At 60.5% G+C, this 15,468-nt stretch carries 13 protein-coding genes; 6 read left to right on the forward strand and 7 right to left on the reverse strand.

All coding sequences use genetic code 11. From position 1 onward, the window contains the following. Window positions 1–5: 5 nt before the first annotated feature. The 7 genes from BZL43_RS25580 to mreB all read right to left on the reverse strand — a co-directional run bounded on the left by BZL43_RS25580 (window position 6) and on the right by mreB (window position 9,879). Entirely contained in the window at window positions 6–860 is an 855-nt protein-coding gene (locus BZL43_RS25580; RefSeq protein WP_095634848.1) for a carbon-nitrogen hydrolase family protein, read from the reverse strand. A 185-nt stretch (window positions 861–1,045) separates the two neighbouring features. After that, window positions 1,046–4,849, reverse strand: a complete 3,804-nt coding sequence (locus BZL43_RS25585; RefSeq protein ID WP_095634849.1) for a YhdP family protein — start codon at window positions 4,847–4,849, stop codon at window positions 1,046–1,048. A gap of 75 nt (window positions 4,850–4,924) precedes the next feature. Then, on the reverse strand, window positions 4,925–6,382 hold the full coding sequence (gene rng, locus BZL43_RS25590) for a ribonuclease G (protein WP_095634850.1): 1,458 nt from the start codon (window positions 6,380–6,382) through the stop codon (window positions 4,925–4,927). A gap of 57 nt (window positions 6,383–6,439) precedes the next feature. After that, window positions 6,440–7,036, reverse strand: a complete 597-nt coding sequence (locus tag BZL43_RS25595) for a nucleoside triphosphate pyrophosphatase (protein WP_095634851.1) — start codon at window positions 7,034–7,036, stop codon at window positions 6,440–6,442. 44 nt (window positions 7,037–7,080) lie between these two features. Continuing rightward, the gene (mreD, locus tag BZL43_RS25600) at window positions 7,081–7,572 is read right to left on the reverse strand and encodes a rod shape-determining protein MreD (protein WP_095634852.1); all 492 of its coding nucleotides are present in this window, start codon (window positions 7,570–7,572) and stop codon (window positions 7,081–7,083) included. Then, complete coding sequence (mreC, locus tag BZL43_RS25605) at window positions 7,572–8,699, reverse strand: rod shape-determining protein MreC (RefSeq protein ID WP_095634853.1); 1,128 nt, start codon at window positions 8,697–8,699, stop codon at window positions 7,572–7,574. Before mreC ends, mreD begins: the two co-directional genes overlap by 1 nt. Window positions 8,700–8,841: 142 nt before the next feature. Then, window positions 8,842–9,879, reverse strand: coding sequence for a rod shape-determining protein MreB (mreB, locus tag BZL43_RS25610; RefSeq protein WP_002555108.1), 1,038 nt, complete (start codon window positions 9,877–9,879; stop codon window positions 8,842–8,844). 210 nt (window positions 9,880–10,089) lie between these two features. On the opposite strand from mreB, the gene gatC reads away from it, so the two are divergent. The 6 genes from gatC (at window position 10,090) to BZL43_RS25640 (ending at window position 15,422) form a co-directional block, all read left to right on the forward strand. Beyond that, a complete protein-coding gene (gene gatC / locus BZL43_RS25615) occupies window positions 10,090–10,377 on the forward strand; it encodes an Asp-tRNA(Asn)/Glu-tRNA(Gln) amidotransferase subunit GatC (protein WP_077045271.1) in 288 nt (95 codons plus the stop codon). 16 nt (window positions 10,378–10,393) lie between these two features. Further along, a complete protein-coding gene (gatA, locus tag BZL43_RS25620; protein WP_095634854.1) occupies window positions 10,394–11,845 on the forward strand; it encodes an Asp-tRNA(Asn)/Glu-tRNA(Gln) amidotransferase subunit GatA in 1,452 nt (483 codons plus the stop codon). Window positions 11,846–11,855: 10 nt separating this feature from the next. Continuing rightward, entirely contained in the window at window positions 11,856–13,301 is a 1,446-nt protein-coding gene (gene gatB / locus BZL43_RS25625; RefSeq protein WP_095634855.1) for an Asp-tRNA(Asn)/Glu-tRNA(Gln) amidotransferase subunit GatB, read from the forward strand. A gap of 257 nt (window positions 13,302–13,558) precedes the next feature. Beyond that, complete coding sequence (locus tag BZL43_RS25630; RefSeq protein ID WP_095634856.1) at window positions 13,559–13,933, forward strand: septal ring lytic transglycosylase RlpA family protein; 375 nt, start codon at window positions 13,559–13,561, stop codon at window positions 13,931–13,933. A 50-nt stretch (window positions 13,934–13,983) separates the two neighbouring features. Beyond that, a complete protein-coding gene (locus BZL43_RS25635) occupies window positions 13,984–15,045 on the forward strand; it encodes a calcium/sodium antiporter (RefSeq protein WP_095634857.1) in 1,062 nt (353 codons plus the stop codon). After that, window positions 15,042–15,422 carry a carboxymuconolactone decarboxylase family protein gene (locus tag BZL43_RS25640; RefSeq protein WP_095634858.1) on the forward strand — a complete coding sequence of 127 codons (381 nt, stop codon included), beginning with the start codon at window positions 15,042–15,044 and terminating at the stop codon, window positions 15,420–15,422. The genes BZL43_RS25635 and BZL43_RS25640 overlap by 4 nt, the downstream gene beginning before the upstream one ends. Window positions 15,423–15,468 lie beyond the last annotated feature (46 nt).

A 15,468-nucleotide genomic window follows, 5' to 3' on the forward strand; every position in this document is an offset into this window, starting at 1 on the left:
ACGCCTTAAATTCGTCGTTCTGATGCAGGTCGCTGGGCGCCCTGCGAGAAAAAGCGCCGGTGAGTGGACACCGGCATCCGCGCCCTGATGGACGCCTGTTCGCTGCTGTCGCGTTGGGCCAGCAGCACGGCCTCGCCTTGATCCTGTTGCGCCAGCACACGCCCCCATGGGTCGACGATGGCGGCGTGACCAAAGGTTTCTCGTGGCCCCGGATGCGTCCCACCCTGGGCGGCCGCGAGCATGTAACACTGGGTTTCGATGGCCCGCGCGCGAATCAGCACCTCCCAATGGGCCGCGCCGGTCACCGCGGTAAAGGCCGACGGCGCGGTAATCAACTCCGCGCCGGCCGCACGCAATTCGCTGTACAGCTCCGGGAAACGCAGGTCATAACACACCGTCAGGCCGACTCGACCGACCGGAGTGTCGGCAATAACCACACCACTGCCATAAGCATAGTCATCGGATTCGCGATAACGCCCGCGATTATCCGCCACGTCTACGTCAAACAGGTGCAGCTTGTCATACCGTGCAACGGTTTCGCCGAGGTCATCCACCAGCAACGAGCACGCATGCACTTTGGCCGTCGGTTGATCCACCGGCGGCAACGGCAATGTGCCGGCTACTATCCATAACTTGAGGTCGCGGGCGGTCTGTTTCAACCACGGCAGGATCGGGCCTTCGCCCAAGGCTTCGGCGCGGCCGATGTCGGCAATGTCGCGCCGGCCCATGGCGGCGAAGTTTTCCGGCAGCACGGCAAGCCGCGCGCCACCGCTCGCCGCCTGCTCGAGCAGACGACGGGCCTGGGCCAGATTGGCCAGCACGTCGCTCTGGCTGACCATTTGAATCACCGCTACAGACATGGCCTATTCCCTATGTGAAATCTACGCATACCGGTAGGCGCTGCGGAGTGAAACGAGGCGGCGATCTTTTGACCTTGAACTTTGAAGTCAAAAGATCGCAGCCTGCGGCAGCTCCTACGGGGGTAAGCGGCGTCGCATGAAAACATGCTACTCCATAGGCCCGAAGAGTGCTTTTTCAAAAGAATTCAAAAAGGCTTGTCGAAGGTGATTTTCGGATCTTTCCATGGGCCTTTGACGGTGTATTTGACGCTGGCATAGCGCGCCACGCGGTCACCGATCAGCTTGTCGATCAGGAACAGCGCCCCGCCGACGGCCGGTGCACCGACGATCAACGCGGCAATCGGCAGATTGTTGGTCACCGGCAGAGTCACCAACAACTTGGCGTCGATCTGATCACCCACCAGGTCCAGTGTGCCGTTGAGCTCCACATTGCTCGACGGCCCGGTCAGCAGAATAGGTTCACGGGTCACGTAGACGCCGTTACTGGCGACCAGCAAACCTTTGACCCGGTCATAGCTCAAGCCTTTGCCGAACAGGTCGGAAAAGTCCAGGCGCAGGCGGCGGCCGATGGAGTTGAAATTGAGCAGGCCAAATACCCGCAGCGCCTGAGCACCGCCTTCGACTTCTACGAACTGACCTTTATTCAGCGATGCATCAAGGCTGCCGGAGAAGCGTTTGGACGCCAGCCACGCCGGCGAACCAGGCCAGCGACCGTCGACGTTCATGTGAAACTCTTCGCTGGTGACGCTCGGTGCAAACCCCCACCCCTTGAGCACGTCGGCAAGGTTCTTGCCACTGACTCGGCCCTTGTACCAACTGCTGGAATTACCCGGCATGCCTTCCCAGCCACCACTGCCGCGCAAGAGGATGCCCTTGAGGCCCAGATCAAGGGAATTGAAAGCGATGCCCTTGGCGGTCGGCCGAACTTTCAGGTGCCACGCGCCCACCAGGTCCGGCCCCTGGAACAGCTGATTAATGGTGACATCCAGTGCAGGGACCTTCGTCGGGTCCACCGAGGCCAACGGATCCGGCGAATTCTCGTCAGCCAGCGCTGCAGGGTCTCGTGCCGGCAAGCGCACATATTGCAGATTGACCGCAATCGGCGCGGCTTTCGCATCGGCAATTGCGACGCTGCCCTTGGCCTGCTGACTGTCGAGTTGCAAAGCCCACGCGGCCGGTTTACGCATCAACTTCACCGACGCCTGATCAAGGGTGGTGCCGAAACCCGTGAGTTTCCCAACCTTCAGATCCGCGCCACTGAGCAACTGTTTGGCACTGCCGCCCGGATCCTGGCCAGCATATTTGCTCACCAGATCCTGCCAGGGGGCGACATCCAGCTCGGACAGTACCCCACGCACGCGCAAGCCTTTGGCGCCGGGCAACACGGCACTGCCGCCACCGAGAAACAACTCGCCGCGACCGTCGGTGAAATTGCCGGCTGGTGCCGCAAACGTAAAACTGGCCAGTTCACCATAGGTGGCCCAGTAACGCCGCTCCGGCCCTTGCAGGGTCATGCGGAACACGGTATCGCGCCCGACATCGGCCGCCATGCCGAACGGTGCTGGCAAATCAACCGCCGCGCCTTTGAGACTGGAGCTGACCATCAATTGGCTGTCGGCGCCAGCAAGGTTCAATTGCAGTTGATAAGGGATCGTCCCCGCCACCGGCAATGGCTGAGTGACATTCAGCCATTCAGCCAGTTTTTTGACCTCGACCTCACTCGTCGCCGTAACCCGGGTATTGAGCTTGCCCGGGCTGCCTTCAGCAAATATCTGTGCGCTCACCGGCTTGTCGAAGGCCCGTGCCGTGATTTTTTGCCCGCTCAGCCCCTTGGTGCTGTCGAAACGGAAATCGCCCTTGAGTTGCGTCAGTTCCAGGGTGGGCTCACTGAGCTTTAAACGGGCCTTGGCGGTCTTGAAGTCGACGAGGATTTTCGGCTGCTCGCCTTTGACCAGCGGGATATCGAGTTTGAGCTTGCCTTGCAGATCGCCCTCGCCTTCCCAGCCAGCGAACGTCTCGGCAGTGCCAATGGGCGCTTGCTGCAAAATCTTCAGGCCATCGCCCAACCCGCCAGCGAAGGCGCCATCAAGGAACAGATGAGTGCTCTGCCCGGCAGGCACACGAGGAATATTGACGTAGACGTCGCGGACCTGAGTGTCGAGCAATTGGCCCTCGCTCGCGACGATCCGCACGCCGCTGTCTTCGATGAACACATCGCCGCTGACCTTGCTGACATGCGGCCAGCCTGGCTGGAACGCCAGCTCGGCATCGTGAACCTTGAAAAACAGGCTGATGCTGCGAGCCGTTTCGGCGGCGCCGTGGTTCAGCGAACCCTGGTACTGGAAGAAGCCTTCATCCACCGCGCCTTTGAGAATCGCGGTGCGCAGCCATTCGTCCAGCCCCGGGCTGAGAACCGTCGGCAGGTACTTGGCGGTGTAGCGACCGTCGCCGTCGACCAGGCCGACCCGCAGGTCCATGTAGTCTTCCTTGGTGTGATCGAAATGCAGGCGGATCAGGAAATCGCCGGCAATCTTGCCCTCTTCGCCCAGCACTTTCAGGTACGGTGCGATCAGGGTGAAAGCTTCTTTGTCGAGTTTCCAGGTCAACCGCGCGTTGGCCTGAATGTACTGCCATGGCTTGGCGAAAATCGGGTCCAGATGCAGGGAAAAATCCTTGCTGTCCATGCGCAGTTCGCCCTGCCCGAGGTCGCCGCTGATACTACCACTGACATTTCGCACCGCTGGTGCGCCGCGATAAGCGTCAAAGCCGACTTTTTCCAGGTTGGCGGCAAAGCTGAATTTAGTGTCATCGGTAGCGGCTGGGCGGAAGTCAATCAGCACATTGCGCAAAACTCCAATGACCTTGAGCCGCTCGACCGCCGTGGCGATCCCCTCGGGCAGAGGGCCCAATGCGTTCAGCAGCGGGGTGAGCGGTGTGAGATCGAGACGGTCAGCTTGCAGATGCAAGAGCTCGGGCGCCTTGTCTGTCGCGCCAGTCTGTTGAAATTGCAGTTTCGATTCCCAGCGGCTGTCGCCCAGGTTCATGGCCAGAGAATCCAGGGTCACCAGGACCCCATTGGAACTGCGCTGGAAATACCCGTTCAGCGCCAGGTTGTCGATCTGGATCGGCTTGCGCTCGGCATAGGCGCCTTTGAGTTGCGGTGCGTTCAAACGAATCGCAGCGCGTTGCACGGTGCCGTTGCTCCAGTTCATCCAGAACTCGCCACCGGCCTTGATCCGGGAAAAATTCCATTGCTGGGTCAGGCGTTCTGGCAACCATTTCGACCAATCGCTTTGCGGCAGGCTCAGGTAAGCGTCCGCTTCACCGTCCTTCCATTGGGCTGCGCGTAAACGGGTGCGCACACTCATCGCCACCGGTTGGCCGTCGGGCAGAGTCAAACGAGCATCAAGCCGCTGACGGGATGGACCGGTTTTCAGATTCAGGCCAACGTAGGTCAGGGTGAGCGGCGACTCTCCCAACGGCTGCAAGGTGATCTGGCTGTCGAGCACCGACAGCTGCCGGACCCTCTGCATGCGATTGAGCAGTTGCTCCGGATCCAGTGGCTGATCCTGCTGCACCGGCAAACCTTCCAGCGCCCAATGACCGTCTTCGCCTTCCTTGAGGCTGATCTTCAGGCCGTTGAGTTCCAGGTGTGCGATGCGCACTTCGCGCGCCAGCAGGCTGGCCCAGAGGTCCGGCACCGCGCGCACCTGATCCAGGCGCAGGGCATTGGAACCTGCGCCAAGCATCACGTCATGGGCCAAAAGAACCGGGGCGAAACCGCTCCAGTTGCCTTCCAGCTTGCCGATTTGCAGGGGCATGCCCAAGGCATCGCTGGCTTTGTCTTCGACGTCGACACGGTACTCGGCCACCAACGGCGTCAACTCTCGGCCGAGGCTGACGAACAGCGCCATCAGCACCAAAACCAACGCACACAGGCCCAGACCCCAGCGGGTCAGTGCGGCCAAAATGCGGGTCAGACGGTCCATGTCAGTTGGCTCCCATGGCAAAAATACTGCAAAAAGCTGAGGCCAGCCGTTCTAGTGGAGGTGAAACACAACGATTCAGAGCAACACCACGTCGTATTGTTCCTGGGAGTACATGGTTTCGACCTGGAACCGAATGGTACGCCCGATGAAGCCTTCGAGCTCGGCGACGTTGCCCGACTCTTCGTCGAGCAAACGGTCGACCACTTTCTGATTCGCCAGCACCCGATAGCCCTCGGCCTGATAGGCCCTGGCTTCGCGCAGGATTTCGCGGAAGATCTCGTAGCATACGGTTTCCGGTGTCTTGAGCTTGCCGCGCCCTTGGCAGCTACTGCACGGTTCGCACAGCACTTGCTCAAGACTTTCGCGGGTGCGCTTGCGGGTCATTTGCACCAGGCCCAACTCGGTGATGCCGATGATGTTGGTCTTGGCGTGATCGCGCTCCAGTTGCTTCTCCAGGGTTCGCAACACCTGACGCTGATGTTCTTCATCTTCCATGTCGATGAAGTCGATGATGATGATCCCGCCCAGATTACGCAGACGCAACTGACGGGCAATGGCGGTGGCGGCTTCCAGGTTGGTCTTGAAAATGGTTTCTTCGAGGTTGCGATGACCGACAAAGGCCCCGGTATTGACGTCGATGGTGCTCATGGCTTCTGCCGGATCGACCACCAGATAGCCGCCGGACTTGAGCGGTACCTTGCGCTCCAGGGCTTTCTGGATTTCGTCTTCGACCCCGTACAGGTCGAAGATCGGCCGTTCGCCGGGGTAATGCTCAAGACGGTCGGCAATCTCCGGCATCAGTTCGGCGACGAACTGCGTGGTTTTCTGGAAGGTTTCCCGGGAATCGATACGGATCTTCTCGATCTTCGGGCTCACCAGGTCCCGCAAGGTGCGCAGTGCCAGACCGAGGTCTTCGTAGATCACACTCGGCGCGCTGATGGTCTTGATCTGTTCGCTGATCTGATCCCAGAGCCTGCGCAGGTAGCGGATATCCATGAGGATTTCGTCAGCTCCGGCCCCTTCGGCAGCGGTACGCAAAATGAAACCGCCGGCCTCCTTGATGCCTTCTTTGGCCACGCAGTCGGTGACCACTTGCTTGAGGCGTTCGCGCTCGGCTTCGTCCTCGATCTTCAAGGAAATGCCGACATGCGCGGTGCGCGGCATGTACACCAGATAGCGCGACGGAATCGACAATTGCGTGGTCAGGCGTGCGCCTTTGGAGCCGATCGGGTCCTTGGTGACTTGCACCACCAGGCTCTGGCCTTCATGAACCAGCGCACTGATGCTTTCGACCGTCGGACCTTCGCGAAGGGAAATCTCCGAGGCATGAATGAATGCGGCGCGATCCAGACCGATATCGACGAAGGCGGCCTGCATGCCTGGCAATACCCGCACGACTTTGCCTTTATAGATGTTGCCGACGATCCCGCGCTTTTGCGTGCGCTCGACGTGGACCTCTTGCAGGACACCGTTTTCGACCACTGCCACGCGCGATTCCATCGGCGTGATATTGATCAGGATCTCTTCACTCATGGCAGGGTCTCGTTCAGGCATGTTCACGATAATGGCCGCATCTTGTCAGTACGACGCTCAGCGCGCGTTAAGGGTTTGCCAACAGGGTATGCCGAAATGGCCGAGCAGCTCGCAGGTTTCGCACAACGGCAATCCGACCACCGCCGAGTAGCTGCCATTAAGCCCGGCGACGAACACCGCGCCCAGCCCTTGAATCCCGTAACCGCCAGCCTTGTCCCGGGGTTCGCCGCTGGCCCAGTAGGCCGCGGCTTCGTCACGGTCGATAGGGCGAAAACGCACCAGACTGCGCACCACCAAAGACTCGCAGCGCTCGCCATTGCGCACCGCAATGGCGGTCAGCACTTCATGCTCGCGCCCGGACAACAGCATAAGCATGGCGCATGCGTCGGCTTCGTCCACCGGCTTGCCGAGAATTTTCCCGTCCAGCACCACAGCGGTATCGGCACCCAACACGCAGAAATCGGCGCCGGACATGACCGTGCCATGCCCGGCCTCGGCCTTGCTGCGTGCCAGGCGCTCGACGTAGGCCGACGGGCATTCTTCAGGTAAGGGGGTTTCATCGATGTCCGCGCTGATGACGGAGAACGGCACGCCGATCTGCGTGAGCAGTTCACGCCGACGCGGCGAGCCTGAGGCGAGGTACAGCTGTTTCATCAAGACATCTCCCTGTCGAGGTTATGGGCAAATGCCTGACCGAATTAATTGATTTTGTAGCGTCGACGCAAACCGCGCAAACCGTAGCTGATCCAGGGCCAGAGCAACGCGCTGACCAGTGCCGGTAACACCAGTGCCAGGGTCGGCTGGCGATTGCCGGTCAGGGCGCTCAGCCACAACTGCACTAGTTGGGCGAGGCCGAAGATCACCAGGATCACCAGGCTCTGTTGCCACATCGGGAACATGCGCAAACGCTGTTGCAACGACAGCACCAGGAAGGTAATGAGCGTGAGGGTCAACGCGTTCTGACCCAGCAACGTGCCATATAGCACATCCTCGGCCAGCCCCAGGCACCAGGCGGTCACCATGCCGACTTTCTGCGGCAGGGCCAGCGCCCAGAAGGCCAACAGCAAGGCCAGCCACAGAGGACGCAGGATTTCCATGAACTGTGGCAGCGGCGAGACGCTGAGCAGCATGCCGATGGCGAAGGTCAGCCAAACCATCCAGCCATTTCGGGATGAAGTAGTACCGCCCATTATTCTCTTCCCCCAGTGGTAGCCGGCGCGGAAACAGGCGGTTTGGCAGCTGGCTTCACGGCAGCGGGTTGGGCCGCCGATGGTTTGACGGCGGCTGGTGCCGACGCGGGTGGCGTACTGGCAGTATGGGTAGCGGCTGGTTTTGCCGGAGTTGCGGCAGCAGGTGCAACCGCCGGGGCAGCCACGGCAGCCGGTATCACCGACACGGCCGGTTTGGGCACGGTCGCGGGGATGATCGGCCCGCCGCCATGCTGGTCCAGCGCTTCCTGGGCCTGGGCGGCGTCGTTGGCGCGTTCCTCAGGCGTGCGTCCGTCACTGAATACCAACAACAGATAACGGCTGCGGTTCAATGCAGCGGTCGGCACCGCGCGGACGATGGCGAACGGTTGACCGGAATCGTGAATCACTTCCTTGACCGTCGCCACCGGATAACCCGCGGGGAAACGCTGACCGAGGCCGGAGCTGACCAGCAAATCGCCTTCTTTGATGTCGGCGGTATCGGCCACATGACGCAACTCCAGACGTTCCGGGTTACCGGTTCCGCTGGCAATCGCCCGCAGCCCGTTACGGTTTACCTGGACTGGAATGCTGTGGGTGGTGTCCGTCAGCAACAGTACGCGAGAGGTGTAGGGCATCAACTCCACCACCTGCCCCATGAGGCCGCGAGCATCGAGCACCGGCTGACCGAGGACCACACCGTCGCGCTCACCTTTATTGATGATGATGCGATGGGTGAAGGGGTTGGGGTCCATGCCGATCAACTCGGCCACTTCGACTTTTTCGTTGACCAGCGCGGAAGAATTGAGCAACTCGCGCAGCCGAACGTTCTGCTCGGTCAGGGCGGCCAGCTTTTGCATGCGCCCCTGCAACAGCAGGTTCTCGGTTTTGAGTTTTTCGTTTTCGGCGACCAGTTCGGTCCGGCTGCCAAATTGGCTGGCCACACCTTGCCATAGCCGCTGCGGCAGGTCGGTGATCCAGTAAGACTGCATCAGTACCAGCGACATTTGGCTACGCACTGGCTTGAGCAGTGTGAAGCGGGCATCGACCACCATCAGCGCGACCGATAGCACGGCCAGCACCAACAAGCGCACGCCCAGTGAGGGGCCTTTGGTGAAAAGCGGTTTAATAAGCCGCTCCTCCCAGGCAAATGTTCTCTTTATTCATACGGCATCAAACCGGCCTGGATGCAGACTGACAGAAGATAAACGCAACAGGCAGCACTGCAAAGTGCTGCCTGCGCGCTCAACAGCATAGAGGCGATCCGGCGGCTTATTCGCTGGAAAGCAGATCCATGGTGTGTTTATCCATCATTTCCAATGCGCGGCCACCGCCGCGTGCAACGCAGGTCAACGGGTCTTCGGCGACGATTACCGGCAGACCGGTTTCCTGGGCCAGCAACTTGTCGAGGTCACGCAGCAAGGCACCACCACCGGTCAGCACCAGACCACGCTCGGCGATATCCGATGCCAGCTCCGGAGGCGATTGCTCCAGCGCACTTTTCACGGCCTGAACGATAGTGGCCAGGGACTCTTGCAGAGCTTCGAGCACTTCATTGGAGTTCAGGGTGAATGCGCGTGGAACGCCTTCGGCCAGGTTACGGCCACGAACGTCGACTTCGCGAACTTCGCCGCCCGGGTAAGCCGTACCGATTTCCTGTTTGATGCGCTCGGCGGTGGATTCGCCGATCAGGCTGCCGTAGTTGCGACGTACATAGGTGATGATAGCTTCGTCGAAACGGTCGCCGCCAACCCGTACCGATTCGGCATAGACCACGCCGTTGAGGGAGATCAGCGCGATTTCAGTCGTACCGCCGCCGATATCGACAACCATCGAACCGCGAGCTTCTTCCACCGGCAGACCGGCACCGATCGCAGCAGCCATCGGCTCTTCGATCAGGAACACTTCACGGGCACCGGCACCCAGGGCCGATTCACGGATGGCACGACGCTCAACCTGGGTGGACTTGCAAGGAACGCAGATCAGCACACGAGGGCTGGGCTGCAGAAAGCTGTTTTCGTGAACCTTGTTGATAAAGTACTGCAGCATTTTTTCGCAGACGCTGAAGTCGGCGATCACACCGTCCTTCATCGGACGAATGGCAGCAATGTTGCCCGGCGTACGGCCGAGCATACGCTTGGCCTCGGTGCCGACAGCAACGACACTTTTCTGGTTACCGTGTGTCCGAATAGCCACAACCGATGGCTCATTCAGGACAATACCGCGCTCGCGCACGTAAATAAGGGTGTTGGCAGTGCCCAGGTCAATGGAAAGATCGCTGGAAAACATGCCACGCAGTTTCTTGAACATGGGAAAGGGACCCTAGGCAACGCGTGGGTAAAAAAGTGCGGCAAACTCTAACAACGACAGGGATTTTGGGCAAGGCGCCAATATGTTAAATTGGCCGCTTTTCTGTGCACCAAGCCCCACAATCGCGGCCTTGAGACCGTAGAAATGCGGTAGTGTTCCGACAATCTAACACACGGACGCCGTCCGTTCTGTTTTCCACTGGAGAATCCCATGGCGCTTGAACGCTCCGACGTGGAAAAAATCGCTCATTTGGCCTGCCTTGGCCTCAATGAAGCCGATCTTCCACACATCACTTCGGCCCTGAACAGCATTCTGGGGCTGGTCGACGAAATGCAAGCGGTCAATACCGACGGTATCGAGCCGCTGGCCCACCCACTGGAAGCCAGCCAGCGCCTGCGTGCAGACGTGGTGACTGAAACCAATAATCGCGAGGCCTATCAGTCCATCGCACCAGCGGTCGAAAACGGCCTGTATCTGGTTCCGAAAGTCATCGACTAAAGGGAAAGAGCCTGCAATGCATCAATTGACTCTGGCCGAGATCGCCCGCGGACTCGCCGATAAAAAGTTTTCTTCCGAAGAGCTGACCAAAGCCTTGCTGGCGCGCATCACCCAGCTCGACCCGCAGCTCAACAGTTTCATCAGCCTCACCGAAGACCTGGCGCTGCAGCAGGCGAAAGCCGCTGACGCTCGTCGGGCCAACGGTGAGAGCGGCGCTCTGCTCGGCGCGCCGATCGCCCATAAAGACCTGTTCTGCACCCAGGGCATCCGCACCAGCTGCGGCTCGAAGATGCTCGACAACTTTAAAGCACCGTACGACGCCACCGTGGTCGCCAAACTGGCTGCTGCCGGGGCCGTGACCCTGGGCAAGACCAACATGGACGAATTCGCCATGGGGTCGGCCAACGAGTCGAGCTACTACGGGCCGGTGAAAAACCCGTGGAACCTGGAACACGTTCCGGGCGGTTCGTCCGGCGGTTCGGCGGCTGCGGTTGCCGCGCGCCTGTTGCCGGCAGCCACCGGCACCGACACTGGCGGCTCGATTCGTCAGCCCGCCGCGCTGACCAACCTCACCGGCCTGAAACCGACGTACGGTCGCGTTTCGCGCTGGGGCATGATCGCCTACGCGTCCAGCCTCGATCAGGGCGGCCCATTGGCCCGCACCGCCGAAGACTGCGCGATCCTGCTGCAAGGCATGGCCGGTTTCGACCCGCAGGACTCCACCAGCATCGACGAACCGGTGCCTGATTACAGCGCCGGCCTCAACGGTTCGCTGCAAGGTTTGCGCATCGGCGTGCCGAAGGAATACTTCAGCGCAGGCCTGGACCCACGCATCGCCGACCTGGTCATGGCCAGCGTTGAAGAGCTGAAAAAGCTCGGTGCCGTGGTCAAGGAAATCAGCCTGCCGAACATGCAGCACGCCATTCCTGCGTACTACGTGATCGCCCCGGCGGAAGCGTCTTCCAACCTGTCGCGTTTCGACGGCGTGCGTTTCGGCTATCGCTGCGAAGACCCGAAAAACCTGGAAGACCTGTACAAGCGTTCCCGCGGCGAAGGTTTCGGCCCGGAAGTACAGCGCCGAATCATGGTCGGTGCCTACGCGCTGTCGGCCGGTTACTACGACGCCTACTACCTGAAGGCGCAGAGAATCCGTCGCCTGATCAAGAACGACTTCATGGCGGCCTTCAATGAGGTCGACATCATCCTCGGCCCGACCACGCCGAACCCGGCCTGGAAACTCGGCGCCAAGAACAGCGACCCGGTCGCGGCATACCTGGAAGACGTCTACACCATCACCGCCAACCTCGCTGGTTTGCCGGGCCTGTCCATGCCTGCAGGTTTTGTCGATGGCCTGCCGGTCGGCGTGCAGTTGCTCGCCCCGTATTTCCAGGAAGGCCGCCTGTTGAACGTTGCCCATCAGTATCAGCAGAACACTGACTGGCACACCCGCACACCAACCGGCTTCTGAGGAGAAACACATGCAATGGGAAGTCGTGATCGGGCTGGAGATTCATACCCAGCTCACCACCCGGTCGAAAATCTTTTCCGGTAGCTCCACCACTTTCGGTTCCGAGCCGAACACCCAGGCCAGCCTGGTAGACCTGGGCATGCCTGGCGTATTGCCGGTGCTGAACCAGGAAGCGGTGCGCATGGCGGTGATGTTCGGCCTGGCCATCGATGCAGAGATCGGCCAGCACAACGTGTTCGCCCGCAAAAACTATTTCTACCCGGACTTGCCCAAGGGCTACCAGATCAGCCAGATGGAATTGCCGATCGTCGGCAAGGGCCACCTGGACATCGCGCTGGAAGACGGCACGGTCAAACGTGTCGGCATCACCCGCGCGCACCTGGAAGAAGACGCGGGTAAAAGCCTGCACGAAGAGTTCAACGGTGCCACCGGCATCGACCTGAACCGCGCCGGCACGCCGTTGCTGGAGATCGTTTCCGAGCCGGACATGCGCAGCGCCAAGGAAGCCGTGGCTTACGTCAAGGCAATCCATGCACTGGTGCGTTACCTGGGAATCTGCGACGGCAACATGGCCGAAGGCTCGCTGCGTTGCGACTGCAACGTGTCGATCCGTCCAAAGGGTCAGGTTGAATTCGGTACGCGCTGCGAGATCAAGAACGTCAACTCGTTCCGCTTTATCGAGAAAGCGATCAACAGTGAAGTGCAGCGTCAGATCGAGCTGATCGAAGACGGCGGCAAGGTGATCCAGCAGACCCGCCTGTACGACCCGAACAAGGACGAAACCCGTCCGATGCGCAGCAAAGAGGAAGCCAACGACTACCGTTACTTCCCCGACCCGGACCTGCTGCCAGTGGTGATCGAGGACTCGTTCCTCAATGAGGTGCGCGCCACCCTGCCGGAGTTGCCACCACAGAAACGCGAGCGCTTCCAGGAACAGTTCGGTCTGTCGGTCTACGACGCCAGCGTGCTGGCCACCAGCCGCGAGCAAGCCGATTACTTCGAGAAAGTCGTGAACATCAGCGGCGACGCCAAACTGGCGGCTAACTGGGTGATGGTTGAGCTGGGCAGCCTGTTAAACAAACAAGGCCTGGACATCGACCAGTCGCCGGTTTCGGCCGAGCAACTGGGTGGCATGCTGCTGCGCATCAAGGACAACACCATCTCCGGCAAAATCGCCAAGGTGGTGTTTGAAGCCATGGCCAACGGCGAAGGCAGCGCGGATGAGATCATCGACAAGCGCGGCCTCAAGCAAGTGACCGACACCGGCGCGATCTCGGCGGTGCTGGACGAAATGCTCGCGGCCAACGCCGAGCAGGTCGAACAATACCGCGCGGCAGACGAAGCCAAGCGCGGCAAAATGTTCGGCTTCTTCGTCGGCCAGGCCATGAAAGCCTCCAAAGGCAAAGCCAACCCGCAACAGGTCAACGAACTGCTTAAAAGCAAGCTCGAAGGCTGATGAGAAGGGAGCCAGTTTTGAATATTGGCTCCATTGCTGTGGTAACGGGCTTTTGTAGCCAGAGGCTTTTGTGGCGAGGGAGCTTTTGTGGCGAGGGGGCTTGCCCCCGTTGGGTCGCGAAGCGACCCCAAACATCTGGATTGCGGTTGTATTTCACAAACCGAGTATCCAGGTTTTGGGACTGCTGCGCAGTCCAACGGGGGCAAGCCCCCTCGCCACATAAGCCCGCTCTCACATCTATTTTGGGAGCTTTTTGAATGAAGCGTCTGCTCAGTGCCTGCGCCCTGCTCTCTCTGCTGGCCGGTTGCGCCAGTACGGATACCATCGATCCACACGGCTACGACAAGGCTGGCGTAGCTTCGTATTACGGCGCCAAACACCATGGCAAACGCACCGCCAGCGGCGAGCGTTTCAACCAGCACGGCCTCACCGCCGCCCATCGCCAGTTGCCATTCGGCACCCGGGTAAAGATTACCAACCTGAATAACGACAGATCCTGCGTGGTGCGCATCAACGACCGCGGGCCATACTCGCGTGGGCGCCTGATCGACGTGTCACGTGAAGCGGCCGAACAGTTGGGCATGTTGCGCAGTGGCACCGCTAAAGTTCGTGTGCAAGCCCTCGACGACTGATAGACGGAGCGCTGACTATTTTCGGACTGGCCGATTTACCCCTGATCAGTGTGATTGAATTGTTCAGCGGTCTGTTTTTACTGATTGCCGGCGCCGAACTGATGGTGCGTGCCGCCGTGCGCCTGGCCGCGCGACTGCAGGTGCGCCCGCTGATCATCGGCCTGACCATCGTGGCCTTCGGCAGCAGCGCACCGCAAATGGCGGTCAGCCTGCAAGCTACCCTGGCGCAAAACGCCGATATCGCCGTCGGCAGCGTGATTGGCAGCAGCATCTTCAACATCCTCGTCACCCTCGGGCTCTCGGCGCTGATTATTCCGCTGCGGGTTTCGCGGCAATTGGTGCGCCTGGATATCCCACTGATGATCGGCGCCAGCCTGCTGGTATTCGTACTGGCATGGAACGAAGAACTGAGCCGGTTCGACGGCATGATGCTGCTGGCCGCGCTGGTGCTGTACCTGGGCTTGCTGCTGCGCCAGTCACGGCACTCGGCCCGCCCGCCATCGGGCGCACATGAGGCACGGCAGGCACCCTGGTTCGGCAGCCTGCTGATGATTGTCGCCGGGCTGGCGATACTGGTGTTCGCCGGGCACTTGCTGCTCGGCGCCGCAGTGACGGTCGCGACCGACCTGGGGTTATCGGAGCGGATCATCGGCCTGACCGTCGTCGCCGTCAGCACCTCCCTGCCGGAGCTGGCCACTTCGTTGATCGCCGCATTGCGCGGTCAGCGAGACATCGCGGTGGGCAACGTCATCGGCAGCAACCTGCTCAACCTGTTGGGCGTGCTCGGGCTGACCACATTAATCGCGCCGTCGCCACTGTCAGTCTCGCCGAACGCTTTGGATTTCGACCTGCCGGTGATGCTCGGTGTCGCGGTGCTGTGCCTGCCGGTGTTCTATTCCGGCTACCGCGTGACGCGCGCCGAGGGCCTGCTGTTTTTGGGTTTGTACCTGGCCTATGGGCTGCACGTGGTGTCGTTCACCACCGGCATGCCGCTGGCCGGCAAGCTTGAACGCCTGATGCTGTTTTTCGTCCTGCCGGCGCTGGGGGCGTTTTTGCTGTTCACCTCGCTACGTGCCTGGCGTCGCCAACACCACAAGAGAGAATTGCCATGACCGACAACAAAAAGCCTGGGGTTGAAGTCCGTCGCCAAGTGATGGGCGACGCTTTCGTCGACCGCGCCTTGGCCAACGCCACCGAGTTCACCCAACCGCTGCAGGACTTCGTCAACGAACACGCTTGGGGCGGTGTGTGGAACCGCGAAGGTCTGCCGCTGAAAACCCGCAGCCTGATCACCCTCGCCGCGCTGACCGCGTTGAAGTGCCCGCAAGAGCTGAAAGGCCACGTGCGCGGCGCGCTGAACAACGGCTGCACGGTGGAAGAAATTCGCGAGGCGCTACTGCATTGCGCGGTGTATGCCGGCGTTCCGGCGGCGATCGATGCATTTCGGGCGGCGCAGGAAGTGATTGATAGCTATCAGAAGCCGGAGTAATTTCGCCGCATTGAAAAAGATCGCAGCCTTGTAGGAGCTGCCGAAG

It is taken from the genome of Pseudomonas sp. PICF141, from assembly GCF_002286815.1.
Taxonomy (GTDB): Bacteria; Pseudomonadota; Gammaproteobacteria; order Pseudomonadales; family Pseudomonadaceae; genus Aquipseudomonas.